The sequence below is a fragment of the Brevundimonas vesicularis NBRC 12165 genome, assembly GCF_001592205.1.
Taxonomy (GTDB): domain Bacteria; phylum Pseudomonadota; class Alphaproteobacteria; order Caulobacterales; family Caulobacteraceae; genus Brevundimonas; species Brevundimonas vesicularis.
Genome location: NZ_BCWM01000011.1, coordinates 15,831 through 31,585, shown reverse-complemented (window position 1 = coordinate 31,585; position 15,755 = coordinate 15,831). Strand labels below are relative to the sequence as shown.

The following is a 15,755-nucleotide window of genomic DNA, read 5'->3' as shown; positions in this document are numbered from 1 at the left end:
CCTGCCTCTGGCGATCACACCCTTTTTGCCCTATGTGGCAGCGATGATTTCTCCCTCAGATCGCGTATTCGACGTCGTCGTCATCGGCGGCGGCCACGCCGGCTGTGAAGCGGCGGCGGCGTCCGCGCGGGCGGGTGCCCGCACCGTCTTGCTCACCCAGAAGTTGGAGACGATTGGCGAGATGTCGTGCAACCCGGCTATTGGGGGGCTGGGGAAGGGGCATCTCGTTCGCGAGATCGACGCAATGGACGGCGTGATGGGACGGCTGGCCGATGTGTCAGGCATCCAATTCCGCCTCCTGAATCGATCCAAGGGCGCCGCCGTCAGGGGCCCGCGCAGCCAGATCGACCGACGCCTCTATCGCGAGGCCATGCAGGCCGAACTGCAAGGGACGCCCAATCTGACCCTGATGGCCGGGACGGCCGAGCGGCTTGTCCTTGAAGGCGACCGTGTGGTCGGCGTCGTGACCGGCGCGGGAGAGACGGTTCGCGCTGGGGCGGTCGTCCTGACGACCGGCACCTTCCTGAACGGGATCATCCATCGCGGCGACGAGCGCATCCCGGCGGGGCGGCATGGCGAGGAGCCTTCGACGTGTCTGGCCGCCGATCTTCATGCCGCCGACCTTATAATGGGACGTTTGAAGACAGGCACGCCCGCACGCCTGGACGGTAGGACGATAGCCTGGGACCGGCTGGAAATGCAGGAAGCGGACAATACGCCGTCAGCCTTTTCCTTTCTTACCGACCGGATCGACGTGCCCCAGATCGCCTGCGGCGTGACCCACACGACCGAGGAGACCCATCGGATCATCGCGGAAAATCTTGGCGAGAGCGCCGTCTATGGCGGCAAGCTGTCGGGACGTGGCCCGCGGTATTGTCCGTCGATCGAAGACAAGGTCGTTCGGTTCGCCGATAAGACGAGCCATCAGATCTTCCTGGAGCCGGAGGGCTTAGACGATCCGACGGTCTATCCAAACGGCATCTCCACCTCGGTGTCAGAGCCGACACAGCTCGCCTTCCTCCGCACCATTCCGGGGTTGGAAGCGGTCGAGGTGTTTCGATACGGCTACGCCATCGAGTACGACTATGTCGATCCGCGCGAGCTGACGGCGGCGCTGGAGGTCAAGAAGCGTCCGGGACTATATCTCGCCGGACAGATCAACGGCACGACGGGCTATGAGGAGGCCGCGGCGCAGGGGTTGATGGCAGGGCTAAACGCCGCGCGTTCGGCGGCGGGCTTGGAGCCGGTGATCCTGGGGCGTGATCAGGCCTATATCGGCGTCATGATCGACGATCTGGTGACGCGCGGCGTTACCGAACCGTATCGGATGTTCACCAGCCGGGCGGAGTATCGGCTGACGCTGCGCGCTGACAACGCCGACCTTCGACTGACGCCGCTTGCGATCGAGCTGGGCATCGTCGGCGAGCAACGGCGTGTTCGCTTTGAATCCAAGCGATCGGCGCTTGCGGTGGCTAGCGCTGTTTCACGTGAAACACTATTCACGCCGAACGAGGCCGGTGCGCTTGGCATTTCGGTCAATGCTGACGGTCGTCGGCGGTCGATGCGCGAGCTGCTGGCCTTCCCCGATGTGATTTTGGATCAGTTTGTTTCAGCAGTGCCCATCATCGCCGATTGGACCGACGACGTTCGCGAGCAGGTTCAAATCGACGCTGCCTACGCCAACTACCTGGATCGACAGTCGCAGGATGCGGATGCGCTGAAGGCGGAGGAGGGGCTGATGCTCCCGACCGATCTCGATTACGGCGCCGTTGGCGGTCTATCGAACGAGGTGAAGGAAAAGCTGGCGCGCGTCCAACCGCGCACCTTGGGCCAAGCTGGTCGGATCGAGGGCATGACGCCGGGCGCTTTGACCGCGCTGCTGGCCTATGTGAAGCGCGCGCCAAAGGCGTCGGTCGCGGCCTGATGTTGGAGACTGAACAACAAGCGTTCCGTTCACGCTCCAATGCGTCAGCGGAACAGATCGCCGACCTCGAGGCCTTTCGGCTGCGGTTGGTCGAGGCGAATACGGTGATGAATCTGGTGGGCCCGGACAGTCTGCCGGACTTCTGGAACCGCCATGTCTGGGATAGTGCGCAACTGCTTGATCTGGCGCCTGAAGCCAAGACCTGGGCGGATTTGGGGGCAGGAGCCGGCTTTCCCGGACTGATCCTTTCCATCATGCTGAAGGGGCGGGACGGGGCGCATGTCTGGCTGATCGACAGTTTGGCCAAGCGCTGCCGATTCTTGCGAGAAGTGGTCGATGCGCTGTCCTTGCCGGCGACGGTCATCGTCGGTCGGGCTGAGGCGCAGTCGGTGACGTGCGACATCGTCACCGCCCGTGCCGTCGCGCCGATGGAGAAACTGCTGGGTTATGCACAGCCCTACTTCCAAAGGGGTGCACAAGGTCTGTTCCTGAAGGGGGAGCGTGCCGAATCCGAGTTGATCGAAGCGCGCAAATCCTGGCATTTCGAGGCTGAACTGGCCCCGTCGCAAAGCGACGTGCGCGGCCGCATCGTGACAATCCGGAGCCTCCGCCGTGCCCGCTCAACGCGCTAGAAAGCCCGCCCGCGTCCTCGCCGTGTCCAACCAGAAGGGCGGGGTTGGCAAGACGACGACAGCGATCAACCTCGGCACCGCCCTGGCCGCTATCGGGGAGCGCGTGCTGATCGTGGATATGGACCCTCAGGGCAATGCCTCAACGGGTCTGGGTGTTCCACGTGAAACACGGCGGGTGACCATTTATGATGTCGTCGTTGACCAGCGCTCGATCGCGGATGCCTCGGTGCAGACGACTGTGCCGGGTTTGTGGATCGTCCCGGCCGACGCGGACATGTCGGGCGTTGAGATCGAACTGAGCCAAGCGGATCGCCGGTCCTATCGGCTGCGTGATGCTCTTCGCGCGCACGACGACGGCCCTACCGCGTATGACTATGTGCTGATCGACTGCCCGCCGTCGCTGAACCTGTTGACGCTGAATGCGATGGCGGCGGCGGACGCGGTGCTGGTGCCGTTGCAATGCGAGTTCTTCGCCCTGGAAGGCCTGAGCCAGCTGATGCGTACCATCGATATGGTCAAGCACAGCCTCAACCCATCGCTGGAAATCCAGGGCCTGGTCCTGACAATGTTCGATCGTCGCAGCGCCCTGTCGGGCCAGGTGGCCAACGACGTGCGCGCTCACTTCGGCGATAAGGTCTATGAGAGCGTGATCCCGCGTAACGTCCGCGTCGCCGAGGCGCCGTCGTTCGGCAAGCCGGCGCTGATCTATGACCTGAAGTGCGCCGGCAGCCAGGCCTATCTACGGCTGGCCAAGGAAGTGGTGAAGCGCGAACGCCAGCGCCTGAAGCTGGCCGCCTGAGTTTTAATAGAACGGAACAGTATCTTGGCTGAACGACAAAGAGGTCTGGGCCGCGGCCTGTCGGCGTTGATGGGGCAGGACGCCGAGGCGCCGGTCGCATCTGACGCGCCTGTGCCCGCCGGCGTGCAACGCGTGCCGATCGAAAGCCTGAAGCCCAATCCGGACCAGCCGCGCAAGACCTTTCGCCAGGAGGATCTGGAGGAACTGACCGCCTCTATCCGCGACAAGGGGGTGTTGCAGCCGATCCTGGTGCGGACCCAACCGGGCGAGGACGGCGTCTGGCAGATTATCGCCGGCGAGCGCCGCTGGCGCGCGTCACAGGCGGCGCGCCTGACCGAGGTGCCGATCGTTGTCCACGAGATGGACGACGTCGAGGTGTTTGAGGTCGCGATCGTCGAGAATGTCCAACGCGCGGACTTAAATCCTCTGGAAGAGGCTGAGGCGTACCGCGTTCTGATGGAGCGCTTCGGGCGGACGCAGGATGCGGTGGCTGGCGTGGTCGGCAAGAGCCGCAGCCACGTGGCCAACACCATGCGCCTGCTGCAACTGCCCGAGCGGGTGCTGTTCTACGTGCGCGAAGGCAAGCTGTCCGCGGGTCACGCCCGGGCCCTCATCAATACGCCCGATCCGGGCCAGTTGGCGGACATCGCCTTCGTGGATGGTCTCAGCGTCCGTGAGACAGAGGCCCTGGCGCGCCGTGCGGTCGAGGGGCCGAAGCCGACGAAGACCAAGTCGGCGTCGGCGGCCGTCGGCGGGGAAGGGGCGGCCGATGTCGCCGCCCTGCAGCAGGATCTGGCCGATGCGCTGGGCCTGAAAGTGCAGTTGTCGGACAAGGGCGGAAAGGGCGAACTGACGATCGGCTACGGCTCGCTGGAGCAGCTCGACGACCTGTGCCGCCGTTTGATGCGCGGCTGAGCGCTAGACTGTGCTAGGGTGTCGATATGACTGAAGACACGACACCCACAGCCGCCGACAAGCTGAAACAGGCGCTCGCCGCCAAGAAGGCCAAGGCGGGTCATGGGTTCAACGCCCAACCGGGCGCCAAGGCCGAAGAGAAGGCTGTGTCGGCGCGCAATGTCGCCATGGCCCAGCCCGCCTTCCGCAAGGCGTCAAAGCGCGGCTAGGGCTACAGCCCCAAGCGTCTGGCGCGACCTGCGATTTCCAGCAGCAGGCGTTCGGCGATCAGTTGGTCCGGCATTCCGGTCGTCTTGGTGGCGACATCGGCCGTGTTGATGCTGTCCAAAACCTCGTCCAGGGCTTCCAGCCGCCAGGATCGCGCCTGACGCAGCATTTCCGCCTCCTGTTTCCAGAAGACGCCAGCGGCCTTGGCGGCCTCCTTGGCGTTCGCGCCGCTGGCTTGCAAGATATTGATCCGACGTAGCTTTCCGAGATGGATCGCGGTGGAGCGAACGGCGAGCACCGACGATTCGCCCTCGGCGAAGGCGCGCCTGAGCCCCGCCTGCGCCGGGCCGGGACGCGCGCCGAAAGCCTGAAGCGCCGCATCCGACAGGGAGGCGTCCGGTTCAACGCCGAGATGATGCTCCAGCGCATCCATATCCAGCGTCTTGCCGGAGCCAGGGCCGATGAAGAGGGCCAGGCGCTCGATCTCTTGCCGCATCAAACCCCGCTCGCGCGGCAGGCGCGCGACGAAACGGTCCAGGGCGTCGGAGGTCAGGCCCACCTTGTCGGCGGCCAGGGCCTCACGGACCATGCGGGCGACATCGCCGGTCTCGTCCTCGTAGCAGACGATGCCGACCGCGCCGTTCTCCTTCTCGGCCGCCTTTCTGAGCGCGGATTCGCGGCCCAGCTGGTCGGCCTCGACCACCATCATGGCGTCGGGATTGTAGCCGCCGTCGGCGTGAATCTTCAGCGCGGCGGCGACAGCCTTGTCCACGCCGGGCTTAAGCGTCGACAGACGGATGCGCACCAGACGACGGCCGCCCATCAGGGACATGGCCGTCAGCGCTTCTTCCAGCTTCGTTTCATCGCCATCGATGTCGCTGTCGGTCAGGACGGTGACATTGAAGGGGTCGTTCAGGTCCGGCGTGACCGTCTTGCACAGCACCTCGGCCCGCTCAGCGACGCCTGACCGGTCCTTGCCGTGGATCACCGCCGCCCGGATCGCCGGATCGGGCGCCTTCAGGAAGCGATCGATCTCGGGGCGTTTGGCCAGGATCACGGGTTCGACAGCGCCTGCATCAGATCCAGTCGGATCAGGCGAGCCAGTTCGGCTGCGGCGCGCTCCTCTCCGTCCTGCTGGGCGGCGATGGCGGCATAGGGCTGGTCGGCGGTGGCGTAGGTCGTGGTGACCGTTTCCGTGCCGCTGACGGGCGTTCCCCCGGCGGCGGGGGTGAGGGTCCAGGTCGCCTTGACCGTGAGTTCATAGCGGGTGGCGGTGTCGTCGATGCGGCGACCCAGCGAGCGGCGGTTCTGCTGGACCTCGGTCGTCAGGCGATACAACGGCGTCGCGCCGCGATCCCAGGCGAGGACGTCTTCCAGCTGCTCGCGCAGGCGATAGCCCAGGCGGTCATCCTGGGTCGTGACGGCGATCCGGCGCAGAGATGACCCCACGGCCGGCTCGGCGTACATGGGCGTGAAGCCGCAGGCGGAAACCGCCAGAGACGCGAGAACCGCGCAAGTCGCCGCAATACGCATCAGCCAGCCACCAGATTGACGATGCGGTCCTTGACCACGACGATCTTCTTCACGCTCAGACCCTCCAGCCGCGCCTTGACCGTTTCGTCGGCCAGGACCAGGGCTTCGACCTCGGACGGCTCCATGCCGCGCGGCACGCGGATTTCCGCGCGACGCTTGCCGTTGATCTGGATGGGCAGGACCACCTCGTCGTCGGCCGCGAGCGCAGCGTCCCACACGGGCCACGGCGCGTCCAGAACCATCCCGTCCTCACCCAGGCGCGTCCAGGCTTCTTCGGCCAGATGCGGGGTGAAGGGGGCGATCAGACGAGCCAGCGCCGAAAGAGCCTGACGCTTGGCGTCGCCGCCGGCCTGGGCATTGTCGCGAATGGTCGCGACGAAGGCGTAAAGCTTGGCGATGGCCGAGTTGAAGCGGAAGCCTTCGACCCCTTCGGACACGGCCTTGATGGCTTTGTGCGTCTCGCGCAGCAGATCGGCGTTGGCCTTGTCTCCGCCCGCGAAACCGGCGTCATAGGTGTCGAACAGGGTCCAGGTGCGCTGGACGAAGCGGCTGGCGCCCTCCACGCCGCCAGGGGTCCACTGCACGTCCCGCTCGGGCGGGCTGTCGGACAGGACGAACAGGCGACCGGCGTCCACGCCGTGGCTTTCCAGGATTTCGGCCGGCGCGACGACGTTCTTCTTGGACTTCGACATCTTTTCGATGTCGCCGATGACCAGGATTTCGCCGGTCGAAAGCTGGCGGGCCGAGCGGACGCCGTTGTCGTTCTTCAGCTCCACGTCGGTCGGCTCGACCCAGGCGCCGTCGGCCCGGCGATAGGTCTCGTGGACCACCATGCCTTGGGTGAACAGGCCGGCGAACGGCTCCTTCACCGACAACATGCCGGCGTCAGACAGGGCGCGGGTGATGAAGCGGGCGTACAGCAGGTGCAGGACCGCGTGCTCGACTCCGCCGATATATTGATCGACGGCCAGCCAGCGGTCGGCGGCGGCCTTGTCGATCGGCGCCTCGGCCGTCGGATCGGTGAAGCGGGCGAAATACCAGCTGGAGTCGACGAAGGTGTCGAGCGTGTCGGTCTCGCGCGTCGCGTCGGCGCCGCACGACGGGCACATGACGTGCTTCCAGGTCGCGTGACGCGCCAACGGGTTGCCGGGCACGTCGAAGGTCACATCGTCAGGCAGGACGACCGGCAACTGATCGGCGGGCACCTCGACGACGCCGCAGGACGGGCAGTGGATGATCGGGATCGGGCAACCCCAATACCGCTGGCGCGAAACACCCCAGTCACGAAGGCGATAGATGGTCTCGGCGCGGCCCTGGCCGGCGGTCTCGACCTTGGCGATCGCGGCGGCCTTGGCGGCCTCGACGTCCATGCCGTTCAGGAAGTCGGAGTTGAAGATGCGGCCGGGGCCGACATAGGCCTCGGTTCCGATCTCGACCGTCTCGGCGTCGTCGGGTTTCACCACCGGCGTCACCGGCAGATCGTATTTGCGGGCGAAGTCCAGGTCGCGTTGGTCGTGGGCCGGGCAGCCGAAGATGGCGCCCGAACCGTAGGTCGACAGCACGAAGTTGGCGGCCCAGACGGGCAGGGTCTTGTCCGGATCGAAGGGATGGCGGACGCGAACGCCCAGATCCACGCCCAGCTTCTCGGCCTTTTCGATCTCGGCTTCGCTGGTGCCGGTCTGAGCACAGGCCTTGATGAAGTCCGCCACGTCCGGCCGATGTTCGGCGATGGCCTTAGTCAGGGGATGGTCGGGCGCCAAGGCCAGGAAGCTGGCGCCGAACAGGGTATCGGGGCGGGTGGTGTAGACCTCGATCGGATCGCGGGCGTGATTGGGTTCGCCCTCGGGGGAGGCGGGCAGGAAGGCCGGCGCCTCGACGATGTCCCACCACAGGGTCGCGCCCTTGGACTTGCCGATCCAGTTCTCTTGCATCAGCCGGACCTTTTCGGGCCAGCGGTCCAAGGTCTTCAGGCCGTCGATCAGGTCGTCGGCATAGTCGGTGATGCGAAGGAACCACTGGTTCAGCTTGCGCTTCTCCACCAGGGCGCCCGAGCGCCAGCCGCGTCCGTCGATCACCTGTTCGTTGGCCAGGACCGTGTTGTCGACCGGATCCCAGTTTACCACCGCGTCCTTGCGATAGACCAGACCGCGCCGATACAGCTCCAGAAACCAGGCCTGCTGCTTGCCATAGTATTCCGGGTCGCAGGTGGCGAACTCGCGCGACCAGTCCAGCGACAGGCCCAGCAGCTTCAGCTGCTCGCGCATGTTGGCGATGTTGGAATAGGTCCAGCCTTTCGGGTGGATGCCGCGCTCCATGGCCGCGTTCTCGGCCGGCATGCCGAAGGCGTCCCAGCCCATCGGGTGCAGAACGTCGTACCCTTGCGCGCGCTTGGACCGCGCCACCACGTCGCCCATCACATAGTTGCGGGCGTGACCCATGTGAATGTTGCCCGACGGATAGGGGAACATCTCCAGCACATAGTATTTCGGCCGGCCGGTGTCCTTCGTGACGAAGGCGGAAGCCTCGGCCCATCGGGCCTGCTGGCGGGGTTCGGCGGTCTTGGGTTCGTAACGGGCCACGGTCGTCCTGAAAGTCGAAAGGGCGCTGACGCCCTCCCGGCTCAACTAGCCCGAAGGACGACAGCGCCCAAGAAGTAATGCGTTTCGGCGTTCCCAGCAGGTCTGACGAAACTAAACCAGTAGGCGCTCAAGTAGCCCAAAGGGCGGTAGCGCCTAGAAATAAAGCGAGCGCCGGCTTTAGCCGGCGTTCGACAGATTCAGCTGGCGCGCCTTGGTCAGGATGGCGTTTTCCAGATCGGCCTCGGTCTGGGCGGCGACCGGGGCGGCGGTCCACTGACCATCGGCGCCCTTCACTTCCTTGGTCACCGTGACGTTCAGCGCGTCGGCGCGCAGACGGGTGTCCAGGATGAAGACGGTCGCCTTGAAGCGCTCGTTCGGCGTCTGGGGGTTGATGTACCAGTCATAGTTGATGACGCCGCCCCACGGATCGGCGGTCAGCAGCGGCATGAAGCTGAGGGTGTCGAGCGAGGCGCGCCACAGGAAGGCGTTGACGCCGATGCCCTGTTGCACGTTCGTCTTGGGCGCAGACTTCTTGCCGCCGACGAAGGGAATGCTCGAGCAGGCCGACAGGGACGCGCCCAGGGCCACGCCCGAGACCAGCACGACCGCGACGTTCCGAACCAAGGCCTTGTTGAGGCTCATCAAGAGAAGTCTCCGTAAACTCAGGGACGTGAGAGCCCTCGCCCGCACGCGCGCACGGCATGAGGAATGCCGACTGCCAGGCTCTATAACACGGCGAAAAGGGGCGATGACAAGGCGAAGTCGGTTCCCGTCGCATCGCGCGTCGCGGTGTTTTGTGAAGGGCATGTGAGATTTCGCCGGAATCCGCCCGAATGCCGTGACGCTTGAGACACATACGCCGACAACAATGCGCGGGAACCTTGTTAGCGCCGGCTCATTGCGTTGACCGCGCAGACACCCGGTGTCTAATCGCGGGGCTCACGACCATATAAGGTCGGTTCAGGGTTGAAACGCCGCCTCATGGCGGGGTTCGAAGGATTTGGTATGCGGTTCGGTGGTTTCCTGGCTGTGATGATGGCGACGACGGCGATGGCCGCGTCGACGTCGGCGCTCGCCCAAAGCACGTCCACCGTTTCCCTTTCGGAGGCCCAGGCGGCGCAGCGCAATGCGCCGGCGCCGCAGCGTCGCGGCCTGCGCCTGAACGACCGTGGCCGCTGGGGCCTGGATTTCAACCTGAACCAGCCCGTGGGCCGCGAAACCGACTGGGGCGATGTCGAGGCCGGCGCCTATTATCGCCTGAACGACCGTCTGCGCGTCGGCGCCGCCGCCGCCGTCAGCACGCCGGAAGCCGATCCGGCCCGCGCGCCCGAAACCAACGGCCGGGCCCAGCCCCGCGTCCGTCTGGAAACCATCTTCAAGTTCTGATTTCGATCGGTCAGCGAAACGCTGACTGGATCGCACTTACCGCCGCCAGGCCGCAGGCGCCTGTGTATGCGAGCGTTGCGGCGTTTTCTGGCGTGACGCCGCCCAGCGCATAGACCGGCAGGCCGGCGGCTTTCACATGCCGTTCGAACGCAGCGACGCCCCAGGCGGGTTTGCCGGCGGACGCGCCGCCCGCCGGAAACACCGGCGACAGGATCAGGGCGTTCAAGTCTTCGGGCGGCTGGGATAGGCCGTGCCAAGCCGCTGTCAAAATCCAGTCGGGTCGGTCCGAGCGAATGCGCGCGGCCTGCTCAACCGCACGTTCGGGCAGGTGTAGCCCGTCGGCGTCGATCGCCTCGGCCAGATCAGGGTCCAGCCCGACCAACAGTTTCACGCCCCGATCGGCCGTCGCTTCCCGAAGCCGATGCCCCGTTTCTACGGCGTCGGAGGCGCCGAAGGCGCGATAGATCACCGCCGAGCCGGCGGGCAGGCGCGCCGCCGTCTCCCACGGTCGGGGCGTGCGATCCGGGTCGGTGAAGAACAGCATCGGCGGCAAGGCTGCGGCGGCCGGGCTGACAGCGACGGCGGCGCGGTTTAGAGCGGTCGCGGCGTTCCAGATCGCGCGCGCATCGTCGCTGTAACCGGCCGGCAGGATCATGACCTCTTCTTCCTCCGCTTTTTCCGCCCCGTCCATCGCCGAAAGGGTCGCCGAGGTGCGGGCGCGCATCGACGCCGCCTGCCATGCGGCCGGTCGGGATCCAGCGGACGTGATCCTGACCGCCGTCTCCAAGACGCAAGCCCCAGAGGCCATCGACGCCATCTTGGCGACGGGTCAGCGGATCTTCGGCGAGAACCGGGTGCAGGAGGCGCAGGGACGGTGGGCTGATCGTCGCGGGGGCGCACAGGGTTTGGAGCTGCGGCTGATCGGCCCCTTGCAGACCAATAAGGCCGAGGATGCGGTCGCTCTGTTCGACGTGATGGAAACCCTGGACCGCGAAAAGCTGGCGCGCGCCCTGGCGAAGGCGGGCGAAAAGCGCGGCCGATCGCCGCGCGTCCTGGTCCAGGTCAACACGGGCGCGGAGGACCAGAAGGCCGGGGTCCTGCCCGATGCCGCCGACGCCCTGATTGCGGCGGCGCGCGACACGTATCGGCTGACGGTAGAGGGTCTGATGTGCATTCCCCCGGCGGATCAGGACGCAGAGCCGCATTTTCAGATGTTGCGGGACATGGCCGAACGAAACGGTTTGTCGGTCCTGTCGATGGGTATGAGCGGCGACTATGAGACCGCCATCCGGTGCGGCGCGACGCACGTCAGGGTCGGAACGGCCTTGTTCGGGGAACGAAATCGACCCGAAACGCCCTCTAGCTCGTAACCCGATGTGAATATTCGCACCCCCAAGCCTTGGCGCGGGGGCCAAGCCTCGCCATTGTCTGTCCCATGCCTACGCCCAAGACCATTCTGATCATCGACGACGACGACGACCTGCGCGAGGCCTTGGCCGAGCAGCTGAACCTGCATGAGGAGTTCAAGACCCAGCAGGCCGCGACCGCGACCGATGGCGTCCGGATGGGGCGCGAGATCCGCGCCGATCTGATCCTGTTGGACGTCGATCTGCCCGACATGGATGGCCGCGAGGCCTGTCGCCTGTTGCGCAAGGACGGGGTTTCGACCCCGGTCATCATGCTGACGGCGCAATCGGCGGACGCCGACGCCATCCTGGGCCTGGACGCCGGAGCCAACGATTATGTCACCAAGCCCTTCCGGTTCGCCGTGCTGCTGGCGCGCATCCGCGCCCATCTGCGCAGCCATGAACAATCTGAGGACGCCGTCTTCACCATTGGCCCCTACGAGTTCCGGCCTGCCGCCAAGGTGCTGATGGACTCAAAGGGCAAGAAGGTGCGGTTGACCGAGAAGGAAACCAATATCCTGAAATACCTCTATCGCGCCGGGGCCAAGCCGGTGTCGCGCGAAGAGTTGCTGACCGAGGTCTGGGGCTACAACGCCGGGGTCACGACGCATACGCTGGAAACCCATATCTATCGCCTGCGCCAGAAGATCGAACCGGAACCGGGCCATGCGCGTCTGCTGCTGACCGACGCGGGCGGATACCGGCTGCAGCCCTAACGGGTTCAACCGGCCGCCTTCGGACGAATTGCGAACAGCGGCAGGAAGACGTGGACCAGTGGGCCGATGGTCAGGGCGTAAAGCAACGTGCCCACTCCGACCGAACCACCCAAGAGCCAGCCGACGGCGATAACGGTCAGTTCAATGGCCGTCCGCACCCATTTCACCGGCCAGCCTGTGCGCGCGACGATGCCGGTCATTAGGCCGTCGCGGGGGCCGGGACCGAGGCCTGCGCCGATATAGGCCCCGCTGGCCACGCCGTTCAGGACGATGCCGGCGATGAGCAGGCCGGCCCGGAGCGGTAGGCCTAGGTCGGACGGGATCCAGTCCAAACCGAAATTGGCGACCGTGCCGATGACCAACACATTGGCGACGGTCCCGATCCCTGGCTTCTGGCGTAGGGGGATCCATAGCAGAAGCACGGCCATACCGATCAGATTGACCACCAGACCGAAGCTCATACCGGCGGGTTTCGCGAACCGCTCGAACACCCCTTGGTTCAGCACGTCCCATGGATCCAGACCGAGATCGGCGCGGACGATCAGGGCGATGGACAGGCCGTAGAGAAAAAGGCCGGCGAAGAGCTGGATCAGGCGACGGGTCATAGATCGATCTGATGCGCCAAACTGGCTATCGAAAACAGGGCCAGTTATGCCATTCTGGCCCCATGTCGTCGCGGTCGATCGGTCTTGTTTCTCTGACACGCCACCTCGGCGCCTGGCGGTCGCCGGGCGCAGGCGCAGCCTATCGGCAGCTCTCAGGCGCGATACGACTGCTGATTCTGGATGGCCGACTGCCCTTGGCGGCGCGTTTGCCCGGCGAACGGGAACTGGCCCAGGCGCTGGGCCTGAGCCGAACGACCGTCTCGGCCGCCTACGGACGCTTGCGGGATGACGGATTCCTGACCGGCGGGCAGGGCGCCGCCGCGCGCACCAGCCTGCCGACCGGACCTTCGCCGCGTCATGAGGCGACGCAAACGGACAAGACCGGTCTGATCGACCTGACCGCCGCCGTGTTGCCGGCCGATCCCAATGTGCATGCGGCCTATGTGCGGGCGCTGGAGCGGTTGCCGGCGAACCTGCCCGGACACGGTTATGAGACGGCGGGGCTGGAGGAACTGCGCGAAGCGGTGGCTGCGGGATACCGGCGGCGCGGCCTGGCGACCTCGTCGGGGCAGATTCTGATCACCCACGGCGCCCACAATGCTCTGGTTCATCTGCTGCGCCTGACGACGCGGCCCGGCGCCCCGGTGGTGTTCGACCATCCCACCTATCCGCAGGCGATCGACGCCATCCTGGCGGCGGGCGGTCGCGCCGTGCCGGTGGCCTTGCCCGACGGCGAAGGCGAGGAGGGCTGGGACGTCGAGGGGCTCGTCTCGGCCTGTCGCAGCAGCGGCGCGGCCATGGCCTATCTGGTGCTGGATCACAACAATCCGACCGGGCGCATGATGCGGGCGTCGGATCGGGCGCGGCTGCTGGCGGGGCTGAAGGGGTCTGAAACCTTGCTGGTGCTGGACGAGACCTTGGTCGAACTGACCTTGAGCGGACCGCCGGCGCTCAGCGCCTCGGCCGTCGATGCGCCGCGGATGGTCAGACTGGGATCGATGTCCAAAAGCGTCTGGGGCGGTTTGCGGATCGGCTGGATCCGCGCTGACCGGGCGGTGATCCAGCGCCTGGCCCAAAGTCGCGCCAGCTTCGATCTGGGTGTTCCGATCCTGGAGCAGCTGGCGGCGGTCGAACTGTTGAACGACGGCGGCAAGGCCCTGGCGGCGCGCCGGCCTCTCCTGCGCGCCCGGCGGGATCATCTGCGGACGCGGCTCGCTGAAAAACTGCCTGACTGGGTCTGTCCCCGCCCGGCCGGCGGGCTGTCGCTGTGGGCGCGCCTGCCCACGCCGATCAGTTCCGCCCTCACGATCGCGGCCGAGGCCGAAGGCCTGCGCCTCGCCGCCGGTCCGCGATTCGGCGTCGACGGCGCCTTCGAACGCCGCCTGCGCCTGCCCTACACCCTGCCGGAAGACCAGCTGGACGAGGCGGTGGTTCGGCTCGGGCGCGCCGCCAGAAAAGTCGGCCGGGGTCGAAAGGCGCCGGCGTCGGTCAAGCCGGTCGCCGTCTATTGAGGATCAGACGTCCAGATCAACCGTGACCGGCGCGTGGTCGCTGGGACGATCCCATTCGCGGACGTCGTCGTGGATGCGGGCGGTGTCCTTGACCACGGCGGGGGTCAGGCCGGGCGAGGTCCAGATGTGGTCCAGGCGCAGACCGCGATTCGATTTGCGGAAGTCGGCGGCGCGATAGCTCCACCAGCTGGCCAGTTTCTGAGGCTCGGGAAAACGGTCGCGCAGCACATCGGCGAAACCGCCCGTCTCCTGGAGCCGGTTCAGTGTCTCGACCTCAATCGGCGTATGGCTGACGATCTTGGACATGTAGCGGTGGTTCCAAACATCGCCCTCTCCCGGTGCAATGTTGAAGTCGCCGGCCATGACCAGGGGGCGAGACTTGTCCTGCTTGGCCACGATCGCGGTCAGCTGTTCATAGAAGTCCATCTTGTGGTCGAACTTGGGGTTCAGCGCCCGGTCCGGAACGTCGCCGCCGGCCGGGATATAGAAGTTCTGCACGTCGATGCCGGACACGCGGGCCGAGACGCAGCGCGCATGACCCAGTTTGCAAACCTGGAAGGTGTCGCTGTCCTCAAGCGGCAGGCGGCTGGCGATGGCGACGCCGTGCCAGCCCTTCTGGCCCGCCACGCGAAGGTGGGGCATGCCCATGTCCTCGAAGGCGCCGCGTGGGAACTGGTCCGTGGTGCATTTGATCTCCTGCAGCATCAGGACATCGGGCGCGCGTTCGGCGACGAAGCGGGCGACCTGGTCGATGCGCAGGCGGACGGAGTTGATGTTCCAGGTGGCGAGGCGAAGGGTCATGCCCCCGTCTAGCAGGCGCGCGGCGTAAAAAAAGCCCGACCGCGACGGGCCGGGCTCTGGGAGGTTCGTCTCTCTCGCCGCCGGGGAGGGGGATATTCCAGGGCGGTAGAACGGCCGCCGCCGCTCGTGTGCTCAAAGTGTCACTGACGAATATAAAAGTCAAATCGTCACAATTGTCCGCTTGTGCGTGCTCATTATGAAACAGTCTGGACGCGGATCAGTCTCGTGGCGTTTGCGCCTGCGGGGCTGTCGCCCATTCGCCGCGCCAGTCGTAGCTGAGCGTCACGCAGTGCCGATAGGCGCCGTCCGACCACCGACCCACGGCCTGCATGGTCAGGGGACGAGGCGCACGCACGCGACCCATGATCAGCCAGACCTCGTCGGCGCCGGGACACAGGGCGCGCGACAGGCCGCGGCCGTCGCCGTCCTGATCGATGGCATAGATGTCGTTTTCCTCGGCGCCCTGGGGCAGGACGCGTCGCGCGGCGTCCGGCCCGCCGCGCGTGAAGCCTGCTGTCCCGCGCGCGGTGGTGGAGAACAGACGCTCGACCTGCACCGCCCCGAACAGACCGCGCCGCACCTGCAAGGTGACGCCCTTGGTCAGCGCCTGGGTGATCCGGTCCGATGCATTATAGGCCAGGTAGCGGGCGTCCGCGTGGGCGGGCGCCGCCGCCGAACCGACGACGATCAGGGCGAGAGCGGTGGCGGTGATACGGCGCATACGTTTCTCTTCCTCAGGTT

The 15,755-nt window shown here is 66.1% G+C and carries 17 protein-coding genes; 9 read left to right on the top strand and 8 right to left on the bottom strand.

The annotated features are described in order from the left end of the window. The first annotated feature begins 43 nt into the window (after window positions 1-43). Genes mnmG through BVE01S_RS10210 form a run of 5 tightly spaced genes read left to right on the top strand, consistent with a single transcriptional unit; the run spans window position 44 to window position 4,479 of the window. Window positions 44-1,924 (top strand): tRNA uridine-5-carboxymethylaminomethyl(34) synthesis enzyme MnmG, encoded by a 1,881-nt coding sequence (mnmG, locus tag BVE01S_RS10230; protein WP_088582606.1) that lies wholly within the window; start codon window positions 44-46, stop codon window positions 1,922-1,924. Next, on the top strand, window positions 1,924-2,556 hold the full coding sequence (rsmG, locus tag BVE01S_RS10225; protein WP_066627107.1) for a 16S rRNA (guanine(527)-N(7))-methyltransferase RsmG: 633 nt from the start codon (window positions 1,924-1,926) through the stop codon (window positions 2,554-2,556). The genes mnmG and rsmG overlap by 1 nt, the downstream gene beginning before the upstream one ends. Then, entirely contained in the window at window positions 2,537-3,355 is an 819-nt protein-coding gene (locus tag BVE01S_RS10220) for a ParA family protein (RefSeq protein WP_039246649.1), read from the top strand. Before rsmG ends, BVE01S_RS10220 begins: the two co-directional genes overlap by 20 nt. 24 nt (window positions 3,356-3,379) lie before the next feature. Further along, window positions 3,380-4,270, top strand: a complete 891-nt coding sequence (locus BVE01S_RS10215; protein WP_055755070.1) for a ParB/RepB/Spo0J family partition protein — start codon at window positions 3,380-3,382, stop codon at window positions 4,268-4,270. 26 nt (window positions 4,271-4,296) lie between these two features. After that, window positions 4,297-4,479, top strand: coding sequence for a hypothetical protein (locus BVE01S_RS10210; RefSeq protein ID WP_055755069.1), 183 nt, complete (start codon window positions 4,297-4,299; stop codon window positions 4,477-4,479). 2 nt (window positions 4,480-4,481) lie between these two features. Here BVE01S_RS10210 and holA read toward each other — a convergent pair whose 3' ends face one another. From holA to BVE01S_RS10190, 4 genes are all read right to left on the bottom strand, one after another. Continuing rightward, the gene (holA, locus tag BVE01S_RS10205) at window positions 4,482-5,534 is read right to left on the bottom strand and encodes a DNA polymerase III subunit delta (RefSeq protein WP_066627103.1); all 1,053 of its coding nucleotides are present in this window, start codon (window positions 5,532-5,534) and stop codon (window positions 4,482-4,484) included. Continuing rightward, complete coding sequence (gene lptE, locus BVE01S_RS10200; protein WP_066627101.1) at window positions 5,531-6,010, bottom strand: LPS assembly lipoprotein LptE; 480 nt, start codon at window positions 6,008-6,010, stop codon at window positions 5,531-5,533. Before lptE ends, holA begins: the two co-directional genes overlap by 4 nt. Then, window positions 6,010-8,589 (bottom strand): leucine--tRNA ligase, encoded by a 2,580-nt coding sequence (gene leuS / locus BVE01S_RS10195; protein WP_066627370.1) that lies wholly within the window; start codon window positions 8,587-8,589, stop codon window positions 6,010-6,012. Before leuS ends, lptE begins: the two co-directional genes overlap by 1 nt. 177 nt (window positions 8,590-8,766) lie before the next feature. Beyond that, the gene (locus BVE01S_RS10190) at window positions 8,767-9,231 is read right to left on the bottom strand and encodes a DUF3576 domain-containing protein (RefSeq protein ID WP_017505409.1); all 465 of its coding nucleotides are present in this window, start codon (window positions 9,229-9,231) and stop codon (window positions 8,767-8,769) included. A 363-nt stretch (window positions 9,232-9,594) separates the two neighbouring features. On the opposite strand from BVE01S_RS10190, the gene BVE01S_RS10185 reads away from it, so the two are divergent. Then, window positions 9,595-9,975, top strand: a complete 381-nt coding sequence (locus BVE01S_RS10185; RefSeq protein WP_066627100.1) for an NtrZ family periplasmic regulatory protein — start codon at window positions 9,595-9,597, stop codon at window positions 9,973-9,975. Window positions 9,976-9,985: 10 nt separating this feature from the next. Here BVE01S_RS10185 and BVE01S_RS10180 read toward each other — a convergent pair whose 3' ends face one another. Next, complete coding sequence (locus BVE01S_RS10180) at window positions 9,986-10,630, bottom strand: thiamine phosphate synthase (RefSeq protein ID WP_205678553.1); 645 nt, start codon at window positions 10,628-10,630, stop codon at window positions 9,986-9,988. Between BVE01S_RS10180 and BVE01S_RS10175 the strand changes: the two genes are divergently transcribed. Further along, window positions 10,629-11,345 carry a YggS family pyridoxal phosphate-dependent enzyme gene (locus BVE01S_RS10175; RefSeq protein ID WP_066627098.1) on the top strand — a complete coding sequence of 239 codons (717 nt, stop codon included), beginning with the start codon at window positions 10,629-10,631 and terminating at the stop codon, window positions 11,343-11,345. The two genes, BVE01S_RS10180 and BVE01S_RS10175, sit on opposite strands and share 2 nt — an antisense overlap. A 65-nt stretch (window positions 11,346-11,410) precedes the next feature. Beyond that, window positions 11,411-12,097 carry a response regulator transcription factor gene (locus BVE01S_RS10170; protein ID WP_066627096.1) on the top strand — a complete coding sequence of 229 codons (687 nt, stop codon included), beginning with the start codon at window positions 11,411-11,413 and terminating at the stop codon, window positions 12,095-12,097. A 5-nt stretch (window positions 12,098-12,102) separates the two neighbouring features. Here BVE01S_RS10170 and yczE read toward each other — a convergent pair whose 3' ends face one another. Then, window positions 12,103-12,702, bottom strand: a complete 600-nt coding sequence (gene yczE, locus BVE01S_RS10165; RefSeq protein ID WP_066627089.1) for a membrane protein YczE — start codon at window positions 12,700-12,702, stop codon at window positions 12,103-12,105. 11 nt (window positions 12,703-12,713) lie between these two features. On the opposite strand from yczE, the gene yczR reads away from it, so the two are divergent. After that, a complete protein-coding gene (gene yczR / locus BVE01S_RS10160) occupies window positions 12,714-14,213 on the top strand; it encodes a MocR-like transcription factor YczR (protein ID WP_306301765.1) in 1,500 nt (499 codons plus the stop codon). Between the two features lie 3 nt (window positions 14,214-14,216). On the opposite strand, the gene BVE01S_RS10155 is transcribed toward yczR, so the two are convergent. Both BVE01S_RS10155 and BVE01S_RS10150 read right to left on the bottom strand, forming a co-directional pair. Then, entirely contained in the window at window positions 14,217-15,014 is a 798-nt protein-coding gene (locus BVE01S_RS10155) for an exodeoxyribonuclease III (protein WP_066627084.1), read from the bottom strand. Between the two features lie 217 nt (window positions 15,015-15,231). Continuing rightward, the gene (locus tag BVE01S_RS10150) at window positions 15,232-15,735 is read right to left on the bottom strand and encodes a hypothetical protein (protein ID WP_066627081.1); all 504 of its coding nucleotides are present in this window, start codon (window positions 15,733-15,735) and stop codon (window positions 15,232-15,234) included. Between the last annotated feature and the right edge of the window lie 20 nt (window positions 15,736-15,755).

Coding starts and splice junctions, on each gene's coding strand:
- mnmG (WP_088582606.1), top strand. CDS start 44: ATGATTTCTCCCTCAGATCGCGTATTCGACGTCGTCGTCATCGGCGGC.
- rsmG (WP_066627107.1), top strand. CDS start 1,924: ATGTTGGAGACTGAACAACAAGCGTTCCGTTCACGCTCCAATGCGTCA.
- BVE01S_RS10210 (WP_055755069.1), top strand. CDS start 4,297: ATGACTGAAGACACGACACCCACAGCCGCCGACAAGCTGAAACAGGCG.
- lptE (WP_066627101.1), bottom strand. CDS start 6,010: ATGCGTATTGCGGCGACTTGCGCGGTTCTCGCGTCTCTGGCGGTTTCC.
- BVE01S_RS10190 (WP_017505409.1), bottom strand. CDS start 9,231: ATGAGCCTCAACAAGGCCTTGGTTCGGAACGTCGCGGTCGTGCTGGTC.
- BVE01S_RS10185 (WP_066627100.1), top strand. CDS start 9,595: ATGCGGTTCGGTGGTTTCCTGGCTGTGATGATGGCGACGACGGCGATG.
- BVE01S_RS10175 (WP_066627098.1), top strand. CDS start 10,629: ATGACCTCTTCTTCCTCCGCTTTTTCCGCCCCGTCCATCGCCGAAAGG.
- BVE01S_RS10180 (WP_205678553.1), bottom strand. CDS start 10,630: ATGATCCTGCCGGCCGGTTACAGCGACGATGCGCGCGCGATCTGGAAC.
- BVE01S_RS10170 (WP_066627096.1), top strand. CDS start 11,411: ATGCCTACGCCCAAGACCATTCTGATCATCGACGACGACGACGACCTG.
- yczE (WP_066627089.1), bottom strand. CDS start 12,702: ATGACCCGTCGCCTGATCCAGCTCTTCGCCGGCCTTTTTCTCTACGGC.
- yczR (WP_306301765.1), top strand. CDS start 12,714: ATGCGCCAAACTGGCTATCGAAAACAGGGCCAGTTATGCCATTCTGGC.
- BVE01S_RS10155 (WP_066627084.1), bottom strand. CDS start 15,014: ATGACCCTTCGCCTCGCCACCTGGAACATCAACTCCGTCCGCCTGCGC.
- BVE01S_RS10150 (WP_066627081.1), bottom strand. CDS start 15,735: ATGCGCCGTATCACCGCCACCGCTCTCGCCCTGATCGTCGTCGGTTCG.